This window comes from Bradyrhizobium sacchari, assembly GCF_002068095.1.
Taxonomy (GTDB): Bacteria; Pseudomonadota; Alphaproteobacteria; order Rhizobiales; family Xanthobacteraceae; genus Bradyrhizobium; species Bradyrhizobium sacchari.
Genome location: NZ_LWIG01000033.1, coordinates 184690 through 206105 on the forward strand (window position 1 = coordinate 184690; position 21416 = coordinate 206105).

The 21416-nt window shown below is 64.5% G+C and carries 19 protein-coding genes and 1 pseudogene; 6 read left to right on the forward strand and 14 right to left on the reverse strand.

What is annotated here, in order from left to right; genetic code table 11:
* Positions 1-11: 11 nt before the first annotated feature.
* Positions 12-1244, reverse strand: a complete 1233-nt coding sequence (locus tag A5906_RS28880) for an HlyD family secretion protein (RefSeq protein WP_080138605.1) — start codon at positions 1242-1244, stop codon at positions 12-14.
* Entirely contained in the window at positions 1237-1665 is a 429-nt protein-coding gene (locus A5906_RS28885) for a hypothetical protein (RefSeq protein WP_080138817.1), read from the reverse strand. Before A5906_RS28885 ends, A5906_RS28880 begins: the two co-directional genes overlap by 8 nt.
* A gap of 164 nt (positions 1666-1829) precedes the next feature.
* Between A5906_RS28885 and A5906_RS28890 the strand changes: the two genes are divergently transcribed.
* Positions 1830-2285, forward strand: coding sequence for a hypothetical protein (locus A5906_RS28890; RefSeq protein ID WP_080138606.1), 456 nt, complete (start codon positions 1830-1832; stop codon positions 2283-2285).
* A 23-nt stretch (positions 2286-2308) separates the two neighbouring features.
* Complete coding sequence (gene ppk2, locus A5906_RS28895; RefSeq protein WP_080138607.1) at positions 2309-3109, forward strand: polyphosphate kinase 2; 801 nt, start codon at positions 2309-2311, stop codon at positions 3107-3109.
* Between the two features lie 69 nt (positions 3110-3178).
* Here the strand turns inward: ppk2 and A5906_RS28900 are convergent, their stop codons facing one another.
* From A5906_RS28900 to A5906_RS28920, 5 genes are all read right to left on the reverse strand, one after another.
* Positions 3179-3613, reverse strand: coding sequence for a hypothetical protein (locus A5906_RS28900; protein WP_080138608.1), 435 nt, complete (start codon positions 3611-3613; stop codon positions 3179-3181).
* A gap of 15 nt (positions 3614-3628) precedes the next feature.
* The gene (locus A5906_RS28905; RefSeq protein ID WP_080138609.1) at positions 3629-5329 is read right to left on the reverse strand and encodes an aspartate:alanine exchanger family transporter; all 1701 of its coding nucleotides are present in this window, start codon (positions 5327-5329) and stop codon (positions 3629-3631) included.
* Between the two features lie 18 nt (positions 5330-5347).
* Positions 5348-8101 (reverse strand): beta-eliminating lyase-related protein, encoded by a 2754-nt coding sequence (locus tag A5906_RS28910; protein ID WP_080138610.1) that lies wholly within the window; start codon positions 8099-8101, stop codon positions 5348-5350.
* Between the two features lie 149 nt (positions 8102-8250).
* Positions 8251-9954 (reverse strand): SulP family inorganic anion transporter, encoded by a 1704-nt coding sequence (locus tag A5906_RS28915; protein ID WP_080138611.1) that lies wholly within the window; start codon positions 9952-9954, stop codon positions 8251-8253.
* On the reverse strand, positions 9951-10631 hold the full coding sequence (locus tag A5906_RS28920) for a YoaK family protein (RefSeq protein WP_080138818.1): 681 nt from the start codon (positions 10629-10631) through the stop codon (positions 9951-9953). Before A5906_RS28920 ends, A5906_RS28915 begins: the two co-directional genes overlap by 4 nt.
* Positions 10632-10768: 137 nt before the next feature.
* Between A5906_RS28920 and A5906_RS28925 the strand changes: the two genes are divergently transcribed.
* Positions 10769-12457: an aspartate:alanine exchanger family transporter gene (locus A5906_RS28925; protein WP_080138612.1), complete on the forward strand. Its 1689-nt coding sequence runs from the start codon at positions 10769-10771 to the stop codon at positions 12455-12457.
* A 123-nt stretch (positions 12458-12580) separates the two neighbouring features.
* On the forward strand, positions 12581-13165 hold the full coding sequence (locus A5906_RS28930) for an invasion associated locus B family protein (protein WP_080138613.1): 585 nt from the start codon (positions 12581-12583) through the stop codon (positions 13163-13165).
* Between the two features lie 12 nt (positions 13166-13177).
* Here the strand turns inward: A5906_RS28930 and A5906_RS28935 are convergent, their stop codons facing one another.
* The gene (locus A5906_RS28935; protein WP_245326959.1) at positions 13178-13501 is read right to left on the reverse strand and encodes a response regulator transcription factor; all 324 of its coding nucleotides are present in this window, start codon (positions 13499-13501) and stop codon (positions 13178-13180) included.
* Between the two features lie 196 nt (positions 13502-13697).
* Complete coding sequence (locus tag A5906_RS28940) at positions 13698-14321, reverse strand: response regulator transcription factor (protein WP_167523440.1); 624 nt, start codon at positions 14319-14321, stop codon at positions 13698-13700.
* A gap of 303 nt (positions 14322-14624) precedes the next feature.
* Here A5906_RS28940 and A5906_RS28945 point away from each other — a divergent pair, with 303 nt between their 5' ends.
* Positions 14625-15308: a helix-turn-helix domain-containing protein gene (locus A5906_RS28945; protein WP_080138616.1), complete on the forward strand. Its 684-nt coding sequence runs from the start codon at positions 14625-14627 to the stop codon at positions 15306-15308.
* Between the two features lie 9 nt (positions 15309-15317).
* Here A5906_RS28945 and A5906_RS28950 read toward each other — a convergent pair whose 3' ends face one another.
* Together A5906_RS28950 and A5906_RS28955 are read right to left on the reverse strand one after the other, a co-directional pair.
* Positions 15318-15770 (reverse strand): potassium channel family protein, encoded by a 453-nt coding sequence (locus tag A5906_RS28950; RefSeq protein ID WP_080138617.1) that lies wholly within the window; start codon positions 15768-15770, stop codon positions 15318-15320.
* A 25-nt stretch (positions 15771-15795) separates the two neighbouring features.
* Positions 15796-16907: pseudogene (locus tag A5906_RS28955) on the reverse strand (AI-2E family transporter).
* A gap of 233 nt (positions 16908-17140) precedes the next feature.
* On the opposite strand from A5906_RS28955, the gene A5906_RS43270 reads away from it, so the two are divergent.
* Positions 17141-17287 (forward strand): hypothetical protein, encoded by a 147-nt coding sequence (locus tag A5906_RS43270; protein WP_167523411.1) that lies wholly within the window; start codon positions 17141-17143, stop codon positions 17285-17287.
* Between the two features lie 186 nt (positions 17288-17473).
* Here the strand turns inward: A5906_RS43270 and ntrC are convergent, their stop codons facing one another.
* Genes ntrC through dusB form a run of 3 tightly spaced genes read right to left on the reverse strand, consistent with a single transcriptional unit; the run spans position 17474 to position 21099 of the window.
* The gene (gene ntrC / locus A5906_RS28960; protein WP_080138618.1) at positions 17474-18916 is read right to left on the reverse strand and encodes a nitrogen regulation protein NR(I); all 1443 of its coding nucleotides are present in this window, start codon (positions 18914-18916) and stop codon (positions 17474-17476) included.
* 9 nt (positions 18917-18925) lie between these two features.
* Entirely contained in the window at positions 18926-20101 is a 1176-nt protein-coding gene (locus A5906_RS28965; protein ID WP_080138619.1) for a two-component system sensor histidine kinase NtrB, read from the reverse strand.
* Complete coding sequence (dusB, locus tag A5906_RS28970; protein WP_186465138.1) at positions 20098-21099, reverse strand: tRNA dihydrouridine synthase DusB; 1002 nt, start codon at positions 21097-21099, stop codon at positions 20098-20100. Before dusB ends, A5906_RS28965 begins: the two co-directional genes overlap by 4 nt.
* Positions 21100-21416 lie beyond the last annotated feature (317 nt).

Consider the following 21416-nt stretch of genomic DNA (forward strand, 5'->3'; position numbering starts at 1 on the left):
TTTCTCGCCGTTCAATGGCCACTCAGCACAAGTGTCTGGATCGGCAGCAGCAGCGCCTGGATCCGCAGCAGCAATGCGTGGACAAGGCCGACGCCATCCACGACGTGCAGCGCGATCTTCCGGCTGGTCGGCGTATCCTTGGCGGAGATCTCCTCGTGGTTGCTGGTGTAGGCATTGACGATGCAGCTCGAGCCCGGCGTCAACCCCTCCAACCCTCCCTTGTAAAGCGGCTCCAGGAACACGAGGATCGTGCCGGGACGAACGGCGTTCTGCGCTTCCAGCAATTGCTCGCCGGACCGGAATTGCCCGGCGGCGATGTAGTCCTGCACGGTCGTGATCACCATCGGGATGATCACCCACGGTTTGGAAATGCAGGTCGCCTCCGCCACCATGCCGGTCCTCATCACCTGCGCCTCGATCTGGCCGAAGCCGGCCTGGAGAACCTTTCGGCCGGCCTCTTCCGGAATCAGGACGCCGGCCGGGCGCATCAGCTGGTTGACGACGTCACCGGGGCGAACCAGGAACTGCTCGACCCGCCCGTCCACGCCGGCACGGACGACAGTCTTGTCGAGATCGACCTGGGCCTGATCCAGCGCGGCCTCGGCGCTGGCCTTTTGCGCCGGCAGCAGGGTGGAGATCTGCAAGGATGCGGATTGCTTCGCGGCGGTTGCTGCATCGACACCGGCCTGGCGCTGATCGACCAGGACCTGGAGCTTCTCGATGTCACGCTGCGGCACGATGCCGGGGTTGCGGCGCTGCAGTTCGCTCTTGACCTCGAGCTCGTCCTTGGCCTGCTGGTAGTTGGCTTTCGCCTCTCCGATCTGCGCTTCCGCCTTGACCACGTCGGCCTGCGCCGTCTGGATGGCGGCATCGACCTCTGCAATTTTTCGCTTGGCGGTCTCGAATGCAGCCTGCTGCTTCGAGCTGTCGAGCGTGAACAGCACGTCGCCCTTCTTGACCGGCGCGCTGAAGCCGACCTTGACTTCGGCAACACGGCCCGAGCCTTCGGGAAGGATGGGCACCGTGCGGAAGTACAACGTGGCCGACGACGTCGTCGGGTGGAAGTAGAAGATCATGGTGATCAGCGACACCGTCAACATCAGGCAGCCGGTGATGCCCCAGCGCAGCTCGTACCAGACCGAGAAGAAGGTGATCTCCTTGCCGAAGCGTTTGCCCTGGGCGTAACGGCGGTAGAGGTAGTCGGGCAGGATCGTCAGCAGCGAGCAGAACATCAGCTCAAACATGGCTGTGCTCCTTCTCCCGGGCGGATCCCGGCTTGTCAGCCGGAGGCGGCGCCGCCGCAGCCTCGGCCGGAACGTCCCCGCCGCCATCGGCAGCCGGCGTCGCGTCGGCAATCTTCTCGACAGACCCGGCTATGCTGCGCAACGGCGTGCCGAAGTCGGGCAGATCGATCAACGCAAGCAGAAGACCCGCGACCCAGAAGATGTGCATGTGCGTGAACAACGAGATCAGGCCGAGCACGGCGACAAACTCGAACTGCAGTTTCTGCGATTTGTGCGCCATCCGCTCCGGCAGGCTATGCAGTTTCCAATAGAGCGTGCCGACCCAAAGGATTGTGCCGATCAGAAACACGCCCATCACCACCATCAGCGTATCGGTGCCGCTTCCCGGCGCGAGATAGAACGGCAGATGGTGCGGGGCCATCGGATGAAGCTGGTCGCTCAAACGTCTCTCCCGGGCAGCAAACGAGCACTTTCGGTACTGTGTTCAGGTCGCCTCCCGATTTGCTTGATTTGAATCAAGGGAATGCCCGCCGTCGGACATAGCGTCCCCGAAAGCCGAATGCACAATCCAAGGGAGCCGCAGCCATGCCCGGCCTCGACGAACTCATTCCCAGCGCCACGCAGATCCGCAAAGAGGCCGCGCTCAAGGAGGCCGAGAAGGCGGAAGAGTATGTCCGCCTCGCCGCGGCGGCCGAGGCCGAAAAGCGCGCCCTGATCGAGCGCCTGAGCAAGCCTTCCGGCAAGACCGAAGAGGAAAAGATCAAGCTCGCCTCCACGATCATCCAGCGCGCAGTGCGAAATGGGCTCACCGAGGTCATGGTGTATCGTTTTCCCAACACGCTCTGCACCGACAAGGGACGCGCCATCAACCAGATGGAAAAGGGCTGGGAAGATACGCTGACCGGCATCCCCAAGGAGATCTTCCAGCTCTGGACCGACTATCTGAAGCCGCGCGGCTATCGCATCGCCTATCAGGTCATCGAATTTCCGGGCGGCATGCCTGGCGATATCGGCGTGACCATTTCCTGGGGCGACGAGTAGCGCGCAGCCGCGGAAGGACGGGCATGGCCAAGGACGATACTGCCGAGCGGATGAAGCGCAAGGACTACGAGAAGGAGCTGGAAAAGCTCCAGGTCGAGCTGTGCCATCTTCAGGACTGGGTCAGAACCCAGAAGCTGAAGGTGATCATCATCTTCGAGGGCCGCGATGCCGCCGGCAAGGGCGGCACCATCAAGGCATTGACCGAAAAGGTCAGCCCGCGCGTCTTCCGCGTCTGCGCCCTGCCCGCGCCCTCCGACCGGCAGAAATCCCAACTCTTCCTGCAGCGCTATATCGAGCAATTTCCGGCCGGCGGCGAAATCGTGATCTTCGACCGCAGCTGGTACAACCGCGCCGGCGTCGAATATGTCATGGGCTTCTGCTCGCCGGCCGATCACAAGCGGTTCCTGGAATTGTGCCCGCTGGTCGAGAAATTCGCCGTCGACGCCGGCATCATCCTGATCAAGCTCTGGCTCGAGGTCGGGATGGAGGAGCAGGAGCGCCGCTTCATGGCGCGCATCGAGGATCCACTGCGGCAGTGGAAGCTGAGCCCGATGGACACCGAGTCGTTCGGGCGCTGGTACGACTATTCGCGCGCGCGCGACATGATGTTCGAGGCGACCGACACCAAACATGCGCCCTGGCGACTGATCCGCTCCGACGACAAGCGGCGCGCACGGCTCAACGTCATCTCGCACATCCTGAGAACCATCCCCTACAAGAAGGTCAAGCGGGAGAAGGTCAAGCTGCCACCGCGCTCGCACAAGGGACGCTACAACGACCAGGCCAGCCTGCGCGGACTGAAGTTCGTCGAGGAACGTTACTGAACCGCGCGATATCGAAAGCGGAACGGGCTGCGGCGACGCAGCCCGTTTGCGTCGAGACTCTCGTCGAGCCTACTTCAGCCGGATCGTCACGCCGCCGACCGCGGCCGACACCTCTGCGCCGACCCTGGGACCGGTGAGCTGAAGGATCACGCCATTGCCGTTCTGCAACTGGACCGCACCGGCGCCCGCTGCGACCGCTCCACCGGCTCCGCCCACCGCATAGGACCCTTCGATGGACGCGGGCCCCTTCAGATTGAAGGCCTTGCCGACGAACTTGCTGGTCGATGCGCCGATCGTGAAGCCGACGCTCATGCCCGATACAGTGAAGGGATATTTCTTGCCCCGCAGAAGCAGCACGCCCTCCCCGCCGCCGACGCCGACCACGAATCCGCCCTTGGTGAAGACGACCGCAACGTCGCCGGTCTCGGCACGCGCGAGCGTGCTGGATCCGGCAACGGCTGCCAGCGAGGCGACAAGGACGGCGCCGATGGTGAACTTTCTCATGACGTTTTCTTCCCCCTATTGAGCCAGGATCATGGCGAAGTAGCCAAACACGGTGAGCAGGATGCCCGAGACGGCATAGCCGACCGGGAATCCGATCCAGGGCACCGAGCTCTGGATTTCGACGGCCGCCTCGCGGCACGGGCCGGAATGCGAGCGGGCGCCGGCGACGCCGCCCATCAGCACGGCCGGATTGATCTTGAAGACGTGATAGCCGATCGCCCAGACGATGAACGGCGGGATCGTGCAGGCGATGAAGCCGACCAGGAAGATCTTCAAGGCAACCGCGCCGGTGAGCTGTGCCAGAAGGCCCGCGCCGGCATTGATGCCGACGATGGCGACGAACACCACGAGGCCGAGATCCTCCAATACGTTGCGCGCGGCATTCGGCGTATTGCCGAAGAAGCGCAGCCGCGACACGACCGAGGACACGATCACGCCCGACAGCAAGAGGCCGCCGGCGTTGCCGAGGCCGACCTTGGCGCCGAAGGCCGGGAACTCGATCATGCCGATCAGGAAGCCGACGATCATACCGACGGCCAGCGTCAGCAGATCGGTCGAAGTGTTGGCCCGCGCAATGCGGCCCCACATCTCGCCGAGCTCGTTGACCGCGGACTTCAGACCGACCACCGAGACGATGTCCATGCGCTCGAGCTTGGTCTTCAGGCCAGCCGGAATCTGCACGCCGCCGCGCTCCACCTTGGTGACCTGCAACTGGCCGGCGATCGCGGTATCGCGGAACGACTCGAAGGTGCGGCCCACGACCTCCTTGTTGGTGATGAGGATCTCGGCCTGGTCCATGGGAATGCCGAGCGTCTTGGCATCGGCGACCTCCGGGCCGATCAGGCCCATCTTCTCCGTGAGATGCTCGGTCGAGCCGCCGAGCGCGACGATGTCACCCTTCTGCAGCACGAGCTCGGGATCGGCCCCTTGCGGCTCGCCGTTCCGTCCGACATTGACGATCCGGTATTCCGGATTGACGGCGCGGAATTTCGCGATGCTCATGCCGACCGTCGCCGGATTGTCCAGCCGATAGGCACGCAGACCGAACTGCCGATAGCCGGTCAGGCCGCCGCCTTCGAGATCCTTGACTCCGAACTCCTGCTCATACTGCTTCGCGGCAGCCCTGGCATCGACGCCCCACCAGCGCGGCAGATATTTGCAGATCAGGATGATGCCGACGGTGCCCCAGATGTAGGTGATGCCGTAGGACAGCGCGATCATGCCCGAGGCTTCCTCGGGCTTCATTCCGGCTGGCAGCTTGACCACGCCGGAGCTGACGGCCTGCTCGGCCGAACCGATCGCCGCCGACATGGTTTGCGAGCCCGCCAGCATGCCGCCGGCCGCGCCGGGCGGGAGCGAGAACATCTTGGCGCCGATCACGACCAGCGCGAGGCCGATGACACTCGACACCAGGGCCAGCAGACAGAATTTGAGGCCGTCGCCCCTCAGGCTGTTGATAAAGGACGGACCGACCCGCAAGCCCACGCCGTACATGAAGAGGTAATAGAACAGGCTCTTGGCAAAATTGTTCAGCTCGAGCTTTACGCCATAGGTGGAGGCCCACACCGACAGACCGGCGCCGACCACGATGGCGCCGGCGACCATGCCGAGGCCATAGCCCTTGATGCTGGCCCGCCCGATATAGACGGCGAGCCCGACGACGAAGAACAGCAGCAGATACGGGTTCTGCTGCAGGAACGTGAAGAACGCCTGCATGTTCGTCCCCTCCAAGCCTTATGACGCGGCTTTCAGCTTCGGCTGAGCAGCGGGCTTCGGCCGGCCGAGTTTCGCCAGGGCTTCCGTGCGCACGAGCTTCAGTCCCTCCTTGGCGTCGTAGCCATGGATCTCCTTCACATCGAGCTTGCGCATGAAGTCGATGGTTTCCTGGGTGATCACCTGGCCGGGCACCATGATCGGGAAGCCCGGCGGATACGGGATCACGAAATTGGCGGAGACGAGTTCCGGCCCGGCCTTCAGCCGCCGGTCGATCTCGGGATCGTTGAGGCGGATGTGCTCGCAGCCGGCCACGTCGTAGGCCGTATAGAAGCCGGTGCGGATGTCGCCTTCGTTGGTCTTGGCGCCGGCATCGCCACGGAAGCTCGGGTGGAAATGCGAGAAGTTCGGCAGATCAGGCACATCCTTCATCAGGCTCGTCACCCGCGCCTCGAAGGTCTTCCTGGCATTGGCGCCGCCCTGGGCAAGGCCGCGGTCGATCTCGCCCGCGATCTCGGCGAGCACACGGATCAGATGCGCGACGTCGCTGCGGGTGTTGTTGATGTTGGACTGCACCAGCACCGAATTGCGCGAGGTCTTGTTGACCTGGATGTTGTACTCGTTGGCCAAAATGCCCTTGAACTGGGTGCCGTCAAAGCCCGCCATGCCGCACACCAGCGTCATGCGGGTCGGGTCGAGGCAGAACTCGTCCTCGTCCAGGCTCTTGAGCGTATTCGCCCAGTTGACCCCATCGGCGAGATAGTCGGTGAAGCCGCTCTGGCGGTATTGCGCCGGCACCATGGCGTCGGCGCCGAGGATGCGGAAATATTTCGAGATCAGCGGATTGGTGTTGACCGCCTGTCGGATGGCGAAGGCGATCTCAATCGCATTAGCGACGAGGCCATAGCCTTCCAGCTCCATCTGCCGCCGCGAGATGTCAAGGCTCGCGATCAGCTGCTGGTTTGGACTAGTCGATGCATGCGTGAACACCGCCTCCTTGAATTGCTGCTCAACCGTGTGGAATTCCACGTCCTTGACCGACAGCATCGAGCCCTGGCGGATCGCCGACATCGATTTGTGTGTCGAGTTGGTCTGGTAGACGCGCAGCCGGATCTGCCTGGGATCGGGGATCAGTCGGATCTTCAGCAGCGCCTCGTCGGATGGGTTCTTGCCGAGCTCGGCCTGCTGTTTCTCATAGGCGGCGACCGATCTGGGATCGCGCATCCACGCCTCGATCTCGTTGGCGGCGCCGAGGCCAGTGCGGCGGCGCAGGAACGGCGAGAAGCGCGCGAAGCCGAACCAGGCTTCGTCCCACAGGAAGATCAGGTCCGGCTTGATGGCGAGGCACTCCTCCATCACCCGGCGGGTGTTGTAGATGTGGCCGTCGAAGGTGCAGTTGGTCAGGTCGATCATCTTGACGCGGTCGAGCCGGCCGTCGGCCCTGGCGTTCAACAGCGCCTGCTTGATCGTCTTCAGCGGCACGGCGCCATACATCGAATATTCCGTCATCGGGAAGGCTTCGACGTAGATCGGCTGGGCACCGGCGAGCACCATGCCGTAGTGATGCGACTTGTGGCAGTTGCGGTCGACGATCGCGATGTCGCCGGGCGCGAGCAGCGCCTGCACCGCCATCTTGTTCGACGTCGAGGTGCCGTTGGTGACGAAGAAGACGCGATCGGCGCCGAGCGCCCTCGCCGCCTTCTCCTGTGCCTTCTTGATGTTGCCGGTCGGCTCCAGCATGCTGTCGAGGCCGCCGGTGGTGGCGCTGCTCTCGGCCAGGAACAGGTTCGGGCCGTAGAACTCGCCCATGTCGCGGATCCAGTCGGACTTGAAGATGGACTTACCGCGGGCGATCGGCAGCGCGTGGAACGTTCCGATCGGGCGCTGGGCGTATTTTTTGAGATTGTCGAAGAACGGCGTGTCGTAGCGGTCCTGGATGCCTTCGAGGATCGACAGATGCAGCTCCAGCAGCTCCTCGACTGAGTAAAAGATGCGGCGGACGACATCGGCGTCGGGATTTCCGGCAAGTTCCTCCACGTCGCGGTTCGAGATCATGTAGAGATCGAGCTCAGGCCTGACCCGCTTGATGATCTGCGCGAGCCGCAGCGCCGACGCATCGGATTCCTCGTTGAGACTGGCCGAGGCCATGATCGAGCGCAGCACCGGCGCATTGTGCCGCGAACGCAGCCCAAAGCCCTCGTTGATGATGACCGCTCCGATGTTCGGATTGAGCATCGTGGCACAGAAGGCGTCCTCCAGGCTGCCGACGATGACGGGTTCGTAGACGAAGGCATCGACCGGCCGCCGCAGCTTGCGCCATTCCGCGGCCAGTGCCGGCCATTGGCTGGGTGATACGCCAGTGACAATCAGCGTCTCGAAATAGGGCCGGCGCACCGCATGCGCACCGAAGCTCGGCGGCACCAGCTCGGGCGCGTCGCCGTTGCCGTCATCCTTTGCGCTCCAGTCGCCGGCGTGCTGACGGAAGGATCGCGTCGCCAGGGCCTGGGCAATCTTCGTCGCAAGAGCGAACGATGTCGCGCCGTCCCCTGCGGCCGCGGCTTCCCGCAGCGCGGCCATCAGCTGCAGACCGGGATAGCCGTGATATTCCTCCGTGATCGAGAGCTCGGCCAGCGCCGCGTCATAGGCGGCGCGATTGCCCCCGCGGGCCCACGCCTTCGCAGCCTCCACCAGGTCGCGCCAATCGTCGGCCCGTCCGCCGGGCCCGGAGAAGAACTGGTCGATGCGCTTCTGTGCGGGGTTGGCGTCCTTGGACATGTCTCTCTCCCGATCCGTGCCGGCCATTGGGCGAAGGTGATGGCGGATCGTGAGTGCGCAGGCCGAGGCTCCATTGATCCAAGTCAACGGTCTCGCGTTATGATTGACAGCCAATCCAGCCGCCGCTCTTTGCAACGCAGCACAGCTCGTCAGGCGGTGCGTTGCGCCGTTCCGACATGATCCTCGCCGAGGACGCTGTCGAGCGAACGCAGCCACTGGCCGCTGTCGGTCCTTTCCGCCAATCCCTCGGCGCGCAGGAGGTCGCGCAACTGCCCGTGTGCGCCGACGATGCAGAAGGCGATCTTGCGCGCGGCAAGCTCATCGGTCAGATCGTGCAGCATGCGCGCGCCGGCGAGGTCGATATAGGGCGATGCCGAAAGGTCGCAGGCGACCAGCCTGGTGCCGTCGGAACTACGCAGCACGCCCAGCACGGTATCGAGGACCGTCTCGGCGTTGATGTAGAGCAGCGAGGCCTCGGGGCGGAATGCGATGACGCCGACCAGCGGCTCGACGCCCTGATGCCTGGCGCTGTCGGAATAGCGGCCACTGCCCGGCAGCCGGCCGAGAAACGCCACGTTCGGCCGCGAGGCTCGCGCCAGAAGCAGGAAGATCGATGCAATGGACGCCAGCAGAACGCCCTGGAGAATACCGAGCAGCAGCACCGCGACCAGCGCGATGGATGCGGCAAGGAAGTCGATCCGGCTGACCTGCCACATCCGCATGAGCGCGCCGACATCTACGAGCTTGTAGACTGCGGCAAAGACGATCGCTGCGAGCGCCGCCTTGGGCAGATTGGTCAACAGTCCTGTAAAGAACAGCAGGCAGAGCCCAAGCGTCACCGAGCAGATCACCAGCGCCAGCGGCGTTCGCGCGCCGGCGCTGTCGTTGACCGCGGATTGCGACAGGCCGCCGGCGACGGGATAGCCATGGCCGAACGCCACAGCCAGGTTCGCGGCGCCCAGCCCCAGGAATTCCTGCCGCACGTCGAGCGCATAGCCGTGCTTGGCCGCAAAGCTGCGCGCGGCGGAGACACCTTCGATATAGGCCAGCAGCACGCAGCCGGCCGCGAGCGGAAACAGTTCGTCGAACTCCAGCAGGCCGAAGGTCGGCATCCCTACCGCCGGTAGCCCCTCCGGTATCTTCCCGGTAACGGGCACACCCATCGCCGCAAAGCCGAGGATCGTCGCAACCAGGATCGCCAGCGCCATGATGGTGATGCCGACCGGCTTGCCCGGCAGCCGCCGTTCCCCGAACAGCAGGAGCAGCAGCGCGACCGCGCCGATCGTAAGCACCAGCGGATGGATCTGGCCGAGCTGCCCGATCAGCTTGATGGCCCGGTCGAAGAAGTTATGACCGCCACCGGCGACGCCGAGCAGGCTCGGCAACTGGCTCATGATGATGGTGAGCCCTGCCCCGGCCTTGAAGCCCACCAGGATGCTGTCGCTGACGAGGCGAACCAGCACGCTGAGCTTGAAGAGCCAGGCGATGAAGCACAGCACCGCCACTGCAAACGCCGCAAGGCTCGCGATCTGCGCATAGCGCGCGGTGTCGCCGCCCGCGAGCGCGCCGACAGTGCCGGCGATCATCAGCGAGATCGCCGAGGTCGGGCCGATCGCAAGCTGCCTGGACGAGCCGAGCAAGGCATAGCCGAGGCCGCCGAGCATGTAGCCGTAGACGCCGACCTGCGGCGGCAGTCCCGCGAGCGCGGCATAGGCCAGCGAGACCGGGATCGCGTAGGCAGCGAGTGTGATGCCGGCGACGGCGTCGGAGACAAGCCATTCACGGCGATACTGGGCGAGCCAGCCTGCCGGCGGAAAGAAGCGCATCCAGTTCACGTCAAGCGGCGCGTTCATCTGATGGCCCCACGTGGCGTTGCTTCGCAGCGCAGCAGGACAATCAGCAGCGCAACCACGGGAATGCCGAGCGCGAGGTCGGGAAAGGCCTTGGTGGCGAAGGCGCCGGCAGCAGCGCCGCAGCCGAACACCGCACATAGTGCGAAGAAGATGCCGGACTTGCGCAGCGTCCCGGGCGGCGCCCCTCCATAGACGACCGCAAAAATGGTTTCGACAGACTGACGCAGGTTGCCGGTGATCATCACCGTGCTGCACACGGAGCCCTCGACCTTCACGAACATTGCCGCCTGCATCGCCGCCACCAGGGAAATGCCGAGCGTGCCGGCCAGATCCGGGAGCCGGTTGTGCAGGACGCCGACCGTGATCAAGAACACGATCTCGACGAGGATGCTGAGCGCGCCGGCGCGGTCCCCGGCAACACGGCGCAGCCAGGCGGCGATCACGATGCCGACGGTGAAAGCCAGGATCGGCGGTGCGAAGTGAACTGCCTGCATCCAATCACCGGCCATCGCGTAGACCCAGAGCAAGACCACGTTGGCGGTCTGGGCATTGGCCATCACGCCATGGATGATCCAGGTATAGGCGTCGATATAGCCGCCGGCGAAAGCGAGCAGCATCACGATTTCGACCGTCTCATCGCGGCGGATCGCGCCGGCTGCGACGTCCAGCGTACTCATGTCGGCAACGGATGCTGTCGCGAACACTTCATCACAGCATTGGCGGCGGCTTGCCCGCGGCAAGGCTTGATCTGGATCAAGCAATCTTCGCCGCGCCACAATCAAATCCGCCGCAATGCGCCGGGGGAAATGCGACCATGGACACCGTCAGGTGGATCGTCACCACCGCACCGGAAATCTTCCTGCTGCTGGCAATTGCGATCGGCACCATCCTCGGCCGCATCAGGATCCGAGGCTTTTCGATCGGCACCACGGCCTGCATCCTGATCGTCGCGGTGCTGATCGGACAGCTCGGAAGCTTTACGTTCCCGCCGGTCCTCAGGGCGGTCCTGTTCAGCCTGTTCGTCTTCACCATCGGCTATCGCTCGGGGCCGGAGTTCTTCGCCTCCTTGAGCGTTCGGACCCTGGCCCAGGTCGGCCTGGCGCTGGTGATCGGAGCCACCGGGCTCGTGCTGGTGCTCGTCTTCGCCCGCGTGTTCACGCTGGACACCGGCACAGCGGCAGGACTGACCGCCGGCGCGCTGACCCAGTCCTCCGTGATCGGCACGGCCTCGGGTGCGCTGGCCCAGCTCGGCCTGCCGAGCGATGTGCTGAAGCAGCAGGAAGCCAACATTGCGGCGGGCTATGCGGTGACCTACGTGCTCGGCTACATCCTCACGCTGCTGTTCGTGCCGTTCGTCGCGCCGCGGCTGATGCGCATCGATCTGAAGGCGGAGGCCAAGAAGCTCGAGGCGGAGCTCGCCGGCGGCGCGCCGCCGAAGACGGAAAACCTTTCGTATCGCAAATTCCAGGCCCGCGCCTATCGCATCTCGGCCAGCGCCGGCCGCTCCGTCGCGGCGATCGAGGCCGAGATCGGCAGTCGGACGGTGGTGGAGCGGATCGTGCGCGGCGGCACCGACGTCAAGCCGCAGCCGGACACCGTGCTTGAGACCGGTGACGACATCGTTGTCACAGGTCCGACCGCCGCAATCGTTGCGGCCAAGCCCGTCCTCGGGGCCGAGATCGATGCGGGAGAGTTGCTGCGCAATCTGCCCGGCAATGTGATCGAGGTGCTGGTGGAGAACCGCGATCTGCACGGCCGCTCGCTCCGTGAGATCGTCGACCGGCTGGGTGAAAATACGCGCGGCGTATTTCTGCGGGCGCTCACGCGCATGGGGCGCGAGGTGCCGCTCAGTCCCGACACGCGTGTCTATATCGGTGACGTCATGACACTGGTCGGCAGCGCCGGCAATATCGCGCGGGCCACGACCCAGGTGGGACATGCCCTCAATACCAGCGACCGGACCGACATCGCCTTCCTTGCGGTCGGCATCGCCGCCGGTTTGCTGGCAGGTCTTGCCAGCTTCAAGGTCGGTACTGTCGCGCTGACGCTCGGTGGCGGCGGTGGCGCGCTGATCGCCGGGCTCGTCTGCGGCTGGCTGCGGACGCGCAAGCCCGGCATCGGAGCGATGCCGCCTGCCGCACAGCAGACACTGAGCGATCTCGGGCTCGGCGGCTTCATCGCGGCCGTTGGGCTTGGCAACGGGCTCGCCGCCTGGTCGGCGATCCAGGCGCACGGCCTCCTGCTGGTCGGCATGGGCATCGTCGTCACACTGGTCCCGATGACGGTCGGAACGCTCGTTGCCTATTATGTGCTGCGCATGAACCCGGTCGTGACCTGCGGGGCGCTCGCCGGCGCCATGACGGTCGACGCCGCCGTCACCGGTGCCTGCGACGTTGCCGAAAGCCAGACCCCGGTGCTCGGCGTCGCCGTCCCCTACGCGGTCGGCAATGTCGTTCTCACCGTGCTCGGTCCGATCGTGGTGGCCGCCACGTTCACGGGTTGAGGAGGCCGGGATGCGCTTTGGTCCAGCTGCAATCGTCCGCATCTCTGCAATCGTTCTGTGCCTTCTCATTGGCCTCGCGGCGCCGGCCCATGCCGAGGACGAACCAGCCCTGGAGGCGCAACCATGTCCCCTGTCCGTGATTGTCTCCGTGGCCTCCTGGTTGCCACCGTCGTCGTAGCGGCGACCTATCCTGCCATCGCCGCGCCGAAAGCCGCACGTGCCGATAAACCTCCCGAGGTCGCCACGCGCGGCCAGCGCGAAGCCAAGGACATCACCTATGGTGACTGGCAAAAGCTCTGCTTCAAGGCGGGCGGAGCGCCGATGTTGTGCCGGACCACCATCACCGGGACATTCCCGACCGGCCAGATGGCCGTGCGCGTCGACCTGATCGAACGCGAAGGTAGTCCGACGGCCCGGCTGCAACTCTTTGTGCCCGTCGGCATGTACCTGCAAAGGCCGGCCAAGCTGTCGGTCGACCAGGGCAGGTCGTTCAGTGTTCCCTATAGCTGGTGTCTGACCAACGCCTGCATCGCAGCCGACGTCGCGCCTGCCGGCATCATCAAGGACCTGGAGTCCGGGAAGACGCTGACGCTCGAGGTCGTCGATTCGAACCTGCTGGCGCTGACAACGACAGTGCCCCTGGCGCAGTTCGCTGCGGTCCGCAAGGGCGCCCCCACCAAGACGCTGGAGCAGTATGTCGATGAGTGACCGGCCCTGCCCCTATGCCGCGGCCGCACGAGTCACCGACTCGATCAATGACTGCGCCGTGAACGGCTTTGTCAGATAGGCGACGCATCCGGACGAAACGGCGGCCGACCGGTTCACCGCGCTGTCATCGCCGGTGATGTAGATCACGGGCGCCGTGACGCCCTCCTCCGCCAGCTTGCGGCGCAGATCGACGCCGGACTTGCCGTCGAGATTGATGTCGAGGACGATGCAGATCGCCGTGTCGAAATCGCCGTGATCAAGCAAGGCCTCGGCGGAATCGAACAGCGTCACCGCGAAGCCGTGCGCGCGCAGCAGCCTGCTGATGCTGACTCGCATGGATGGGTCGTCGTCGACGATGAAAACGGATTCGCGCATCGGCAGGAAAGCGCCCTCGAGGCCTCGGCACGATGGTGACGCGACGGCTGCAATCACTGGCTGTACCGCGATCGCATCGCATCACCACGTCAACGCGCTTCATATTGTCCTTTAGGGCAGTGACGCCGCAGGAATTGCGTTCGAAGCGACGTGGCAGCTAACCGCCGTTCGAATCCAGCATCCCAAGCCGTTCCGCGATCGAGACGAGCTCGGCTAGCGAATGAACCTGCATCTTCTCCATCACCTGATGGCGATGCGCTTTCACGGTCCGCTCGGTCGTTCCGAGCTCGTACGCGATCTGCTTGTTGATCTTGCCGCGGACGATGAGATCGAACACCTGCCGTTCGCGCTGCGTCAGCGTCGCCAGGTGCGCGCGAAATGCTTCGAGCTTGCCGCGATGGCTGCGTGCGGCATCCTGTCTCACCAGCGCACGCGCGATCGCATCGAGCAACAGCTCCGACGAAACCGGTTTGGTCAGGAAGTCTTCCGCTCCCGCCTTGATCGCCTGGACGGTCGTCGGCGTATCGGCGTGCCCCGTCAGGAATATGATCGGCAACGTCGAGCCCGCGGCGATCAGGCGGTTCTGCAATTCAGGCCCGCTCAAGCCCGGTATCCGCACGTCGAGCAGGATGCATCCCGGCTGCTCGTCATCCAGCGCTGCGTCCAGGAAGTCCTGCGCCGACGCGTAGGTTACGACGTCATAACCGGCAAGCTTCAGCCTGCGCTCGATCGCCGTCCGGAACGATGCGTCGTCATCGACCACATGGACAAGGCCGGGCACCATTCACCTCGCGCGAAATTCCACAAGCCGCAATCTTTAACCGAGGCCGCGTGGTTGCCAACGGTTCAACAAACCAAACATATGCTTCGCAACAAAATACTCTTCCGCCCCCATCCAGAACTTCTCACTCCGCGCAGCGAGTGCCCCCCGCTGTCCCTTGGGACAATGACCCTTGGGACAATGGATTGGAATACCTCGTTAGTCGTAAATCAACCTCGGCGGGAGCGCGATTGCGCGGCGCATTTCCGCGGCAAGAGATTTTGTCTCAAAGACCAATTCGGCGGCAAGCTGAGGAGCTGGCCCATGTTCGTTCGCATCACCACCGATTCCGCGCTGCGTCCCAACTCCCTTCGCGACCTCGGCATGACGAGCGATTCAAATGCGCTCGTCAGTTTAATCGAATTTTCCTACAAGAAAGGCGCCGAGATCTATGGCGAGAAAGAACCCGCCGAATATGTCTACCAGGTCAAGTCCGGCGCGGTGCGGAGCTACAAGCTGCTCTCGGACGGTCGCAGACAGATCGGCGCCTTTCACCTGACTGGCGACATTTTCGGATTGGAGAACGGAAACGAGCACCGTTTCACCACCGAGGCGATCGTCGACACCACGGTGCGTCTCGTAAGGCGGCAAAGCCTCGAGATGGTGGCCGAGAACGACGTCATGGTGGCCAGAAACCTGCTCAGCATGACCACCAACAATCTCCAGCATGCGGAAGATCACATGCTGCTGCTCGGCCGCAAGACCTCGCTGGAGCGGGTCGCGGCTTTCTTGCTGGAAATGGACAAGAGGCTGACCGCTGCGGGCGTCCTCGCGCTGCCGATGTCGCGGCGCGATATCGCCGACTATCTCGGCTTGACGCTGGAGACCGTCTCTCGCGCCCTCTCGCGGCTGCATGACCTCGGCATCCTCGGCTTCATCGGCAACACCCAGCGCCAGATCGTGCTCCTGGACCGAGACCAACTCGCGAACCTCGATCTTCAGCCCTGAGCGGCATGCTCATTGCCCGTTCCTGCCCGGGAGCCGTTCGATCGCTTCGAGATGCTCGAGCGTCTTGCGCAGGACCTCGAACAGGATGGCCGCCGACCAGCCGAACAGCAGGATGCCGTTCATGGCCGTCAACGGCCCGATCAGCCGCCATTCGGACACCGGCGTGATGTCGCCATAGCCGAGCGTGGTGTAGTTGACGAAGGCGAAATACAGCATGTCGCTCCCCGGCGGCGCCGCCTGGACGAGCCAATACGTGCAGACCCAGACCAGCACCTCCAAGGTGTGCGCGACGCTCAGCGCTGCGGCCGTTGCGACCATCACCCCCATCAAATGCAGCCGGGGACTGTTGGTGTGGCGCAGACCGGCGGCTCGCGCGATCGACACGGCAAAGACCGTCGCCAACGCATGGATTCCGATATTGATCGCGCTGACCAGCGCGCCGACGACGACTTGAAGCAGCATCAGGGGTTGCCCCGCGAGCGTGGACTCATCTTTGGACGGCAGTCGACATCTCGGACTCGTCCTGCGCCTGCAGCGCTGCGGAACGGTCGATCCGGATCCAGGCAGCCGCGAGCTCCCAGGCAACCGCCAGAATGATCGGGCCGATGAAGAGACCGATGATGCCGTGCGCCAATGTGCCGCCGATGACCCCGATCAGGATGACGAGCGTCGGCGTGCTCAGGCCGCGGCCCATGACCAGCGGCTTGAGGATGTTGTCGAGCAGACCGACGACGACGAGGAAGATCGTCAGAGGCACCGCCGTTGTCACGTCCTTGTCCATCCAGATCCAGATTACCACGGGCACGAGGACGATCGCAGCGCCGATCTGCACGATCGACAGCAGCAGAACGAGGATGGCGAGCAGGCCGGCGCTCGGGATGCCCGCAAGCTTGAGGCCGATGCCGGCGAGCAGCGCCTGGATGATCGCAACGCCGATCACGCCTTGCGAGACCGCCCGGATCGTCGCGCCCGCCAGCTCGAGAAAATGCTCGCTCTGCTCCGGCACGACGCGGAACAGGAAACCGCGGACCGCAGCAACGAGCTGCGGTCCGTACGGAAACAGGAATCCGGCGACCAGCACCGACAGCAGGAACTGCAGCGTGCCGACGCCGGCGCTGCCGGCGAAGGACAGCATCACCCCCGCCAGCGGTTTCAGATACGGCGCCACCTCGCGCAGAACGGCGCGAATGTTGGTATAGGCCAGCGTCCAGAGATCGAACAGCTGGGGGCCGATCAGCGGCCAGCCCTTGAGCCATTCCGGCGCCGCCTGCAGCACGAGATCGCCCGTGCCGATCTGGGTGGCGAGGTCCTTGATGCCTTCGACGGCGCTCAGCCCGAGCCATGCCGCCGGACCGATGACGATGCCAAGCGTCGTCAGTGTGAGGATGGCTGCGGCCGTCCGGGGCCGGCCGCCGAGGCGTTTGGCGAGCCAGCTGAAGGCAGGATGGAACGCAACCGCCAGCACCGCGCTCCAGGTAGGATCGGCACGAAGGGGCGGATGATCAGAAACGTCCACGCGATCAGGAGCGCCAGCAATCCGAGACGGATCACAAGCTGGACGATCTGCTCCGCGGAGAGAAGCTTGCGAAGTGTGTTCAAGACGACGCTGTCCTTCCCGGAGTGCGGCAATGCAATGGACGTAGCGGCCTCCGTCACACGGCCTTCTTGATCCAAATCAAGCGGCCGCGGCGAAGGCTGGCATGTCTCAACCTCATAAGGTATTGCAATATATAAGTAATTTATGCGCCCCAGGATTTGGCGCAATCCACAGGGATAGGCCTGATCGGCCCTCGTTGCCGGGAACGGATTGCCGTGTCTCCGGATTGACCGGGATGGAGAGGCTCTTTCTTGCGACGATAGTTTCGGCCGTGCTGCTGCTGATCGTGGCCGCCGACCTTCTGGTCAACGGCGTCGGCCTGCAGCCGCCGCCGACGCAATTGGCCAACGTGCCACCCGTGTCCAGCCGTCTGGTGAGGTAGGTGCGACTCAGCGCCTAGCGGCCGAACGACCGATTTGGATGTTCCGGCGGAACATTTCGGCCCTATCAGGACTTCTGCTCACCGCGTCAGCCACAACGGCCAGCGCGATCCGGACAGGCTCAGCTCCGCTGTGGTAGGGGAGCTGAGCCACCCCGCGCCAACGCGTTTAGCGTTTGTCGCGAAAAACTAGCCCCCGCTCCTGTACACCTGGATATCGAGGTCCCGGATCTTCTTCCGCAGCGTGTTGCGGTTGAGGCCGAGCAGATCGGCGGCGCGGATCTGGTTGCCGCGGGTGGCGGCGAGCGCTGCCGTGAGCAGCGGCACCTCGATCTCCTTGAGGATGCGGTGATAGAGGCCCGGCGGCGGCATGCCGTTCGGAAAGCCCTGGAAGTGCGAGGACAGATAGGCCTCCACGGCGCCGCCGAGATTGTCGACACCCTGCTGGACCGCGGCGCCCGGACTGACCGAGGGCGGCGCCAGCTCGCCGTCGATGACGGAGGCCGTGATCACGTCCTGCGGATAGAGCGCGGCGAGGCGCCGGGCGAGGTTCTCGAGCTCGCGCACGTTGCCGGGCCAGCGGTGCTGCTTCATCCGCTCCAGCGCCAGCGCGTCGAGCTTCTTCGGCGGCAAGCCGTCCTTCTCGGCCAGCGCGAAGAAGTGCCGCACCAGATCCGGCAGGTCCTCGATGCGTTCGCGCAAGGGGGGCAGGCGCAGCGGCACGACGTTGAGGCGGAAGAACAGATCTTCGCGGAACAGGCCCTGCTGGATCAGGACGCGCAGGTCTTTGTTGGACGCCGCGACGATGCGAACGTCGGTCTTGATCGGGGTGCGGCCGCCGACAGTGGTGTATTCGCCCTGCTGCAGGACGCGCAGCAGGCGGGTCTGCGCCTCCATCGGCATGTCGCCGATTTCGTCGAGGAACAGCGTGCCGCCCTCGGCCTGCTCGAACCGGCCGGAGGCGCGGGTGTTGGCGCCGGTGAAAGCGCCGCGCTCATGACCGAACAGTTCTGATTCAATGAGGTCGCGCGGAATCGCCGCCATGTTGACGGCGACGAACGGGCCGTTGCGGCGCTTGCCGTAATCGTGCAGCGCGCGCGCCACCAGCTCCTTGCCGGTGCCGGACTCGCCCGTGATCATCACGGTGAGATCGGTCTGCATCAGGCGCGCCAGCACGCGATAGATTTCCTGCATCGCCGGCGAGCGGCCGACCAGCGGGATCGCCTCCATCTCGGCGTCCTCGTCCGGCGTCGAGACCCGCTCCTTCGGCTCGGCCAGCGCGCGGCCGACGATCGCGATCAGCTCCTTCAGGTCGAAGGGCTTCGGCAGATATTCATAGGCCCCGCGCTCGGAGGCGCGGATCGCGGTCATGAAGGTGTTTTGCGCGCTCATGACGATGACGGGCAGATTCGGCCGCATCTTCTTGATCCGCGGCAACAGGTCGAAGGCGTTCTCGTCCGGCATCACCACGTCGGTGATGACGAGATCGCCCTCCCCCTGGCTGACCCAGCGCCACAGCGTTGCGGCGTTGCCGGTGAGCCTGACTTCATAGCCGGCGCGGGAAAGTGCCTGATTGAGAACCGTGCGGATGGCGGTGTCGTCATCAGCGACGAGAATGCTACCTGCGGGCATCGTTAATCCTCATTTTGCCCCCTGTGACACAGACGACGACTTCCCGGCAGAGCCGTCGCGACTGCTTTGATCGGCATGTTTAACCGATGTGGAATACATCGGCATCAGCACGCGGAAGGTGGTCTTGCGCGGCTGAGATTCGCATTCGATGATGCCCCCGTGATCGCCGACGATCTTGGCGACCAGGGCAAGACCGAGGCCCGAGCCGGTCTGCTTGGTGGTCACGAAGGGATCGAACAGGTTGGGCAGAAGGTCGTCAGGCACGCCTGGTCCATTGTCCCTCACGCAGAATTCGAGCGGCAGGGATACCCGGGATTTTTGACCGGGGACTGACAGGCGCACGCCGGGGCGGAACGCGGTGGTGAGCTGGATCTCGGCGTCGGGCACGTCGATCAGCGCTTCGGCGGCATTCTTCACGAGGTTGAGGAACACCTGGATCAGCTGATCCTGGTTCGCCAGCACCGGCGGCAGCGAGGGATCGTAATCCTCGATGAAACGGATGTTGCGGGCAAAGCCGGACTGCGCCAGCCGCTTCACATGGTCGAGCACCGAATGGATGTTGACCGGGCCACGCACCACGGGGCGTTCGTCGCCGAACACCTCCATGCGGTCGACCAGCGTCACGATGCGGTCGGCCTCGTCGCAGATCAGCCGCGTCAGCATGCGGTCCTCGGACGAGGCCTGCTGCTCCAGGAGCTGCGCCGCGCCGCGAATGCCCGACAGCGGATTCTTGATCTCATGCGCGAGCATCGCTGCCAGCGCGATCACCGAGCGCGCAGCGCTGCGATGGGTGAGCTGGCGATCCATCTTGTCGGCGATGGTGCGCTCCTGGAGCATCACCACGATATGGCCGGGCCGCTCGGTGAGCGGCGCGACATGCAGATCGACCTGGCGGTCGCCGCCCATGCGCGGCGTGCCCAGATCGACCTTGTATTCGTTGACCGGCGAGTTCGAGGAGCGCACCTGGTCGATCAGCGCCAGCAAGGGGCTGCCGAACGGCACCAGCTCCTTCAGCGATTGACGCTTCAAGAACTGCGTCGAGATCTCGAAAAAAGCTTCGGTCGCGATGTTGGCGGCGACGATCTTGCCGTCCGGCCCGATCATCAGCACAGGATTGGGAAGCGCGTCCAGGATCGCGTCGCTGTCGGACGGAAGCGGCCGACGATGTTCAGCGGCTGAGCTCATGCAGCAGCGCTCCATGCGAAGTCGTCGAAGGCATCTTGCAGTGAACCGTGAACGAGGCGCGGATCCTCGGCGGTAAGGATCTTCTGGCGCCAGGATTTCAGCTTCTCGGCCGGCGCGCGGCTCGCATCGGCCGCGACGTCGAGCGCCCAGCCCAGATGCTTGCGCGCGTGCCTGAGACCGACGCGCAGGCCATAGAGCGCACAGACGCCCTCATAGAGCGTACGGACGTAATGGAGCTGCCTCTCGAGCGACGGCGCGGCTTCGGCCGCCCCGCCCATGAGGCGGCGGCCGATCTGGCCCGGCAGCCAGGGCTGGCCCTGCGCGCCGCGGCCGATCATCACGGCATCGGCACCCGATGCTTCGAGCGCCGCGAGGGCTGTTTCGTAGGACGTGATGTCGCCATTGACGATGAGCGGGATAGAGATCGCCTCGCGCACGGCCCGGATCGCATCCCAATCGGCCTCCCCCTTGTAGAACTGGCAGCGGGTGCGGCCGTGAACGGTGACGAGCTTGACGCCGGCGGCTTCCGCGCGCCGCGCCAGGTCCGGCGCATTGCGGCTGCGGTCATCCCAGCCGAGCCGCATCTTCAGCGTCACCGGAACCTTCACCGCCGCGATCGTCGCATCGATCAGGCTGACGGCGTGGTCGAGATCGCGCATCAGGGCCGAGCCGGATTGACCGCCCGTGACGTGGCGGGCCGGACAGCCCATGTTGATGTCGATGATATCGGCGCCCTCGGCTTCCGCGATCCGGGCGCCCTCGGCCATCCAGTGCCCCTCGCAGCCGGCAAGTTGGACCACATGCGGGCCGATTCCCGTTGCTTCGCAGCGCAACCGCGACATCCGATGGCCGTTGGCAAGCTCATCGCTTGCGGTCATCTCGGACACGACCAGACCGGCCCCGAGCTCAGCCACCAGCCGCCGAACGGGCGAGTCCGTCACCCCCGACATGGGCGCCAGGAAGACCGGGGTGGCGACTTCAATATCGCCTATTTTCAACGGCTTAGAGCCGGATACTGCCGGGCCGGTCACAGGGGTCTCGTCAACTAGGCCGCGCCTCATCGCGCTGGCCATGACCTATCTTGCGCACAATTCTTGTGCAGTCAAGCGTCATGCCTACAGTTTAGACAGTTCTGCAGATCTTTCAAGTGCAGTGCAGCAAAATGCTGTTTCCCACAATCCGGGGAAACCCCCTTTTTTTGCGGGCCTGCCGTGCTAGAGGCATGCCGGCAAATCACCCCCTGCTCTTTCATTGGCAACTGAGTATTTGAGTCCTATGGCGAAATCACAACGCACCGCTGTTGTCCTTGTGGCGG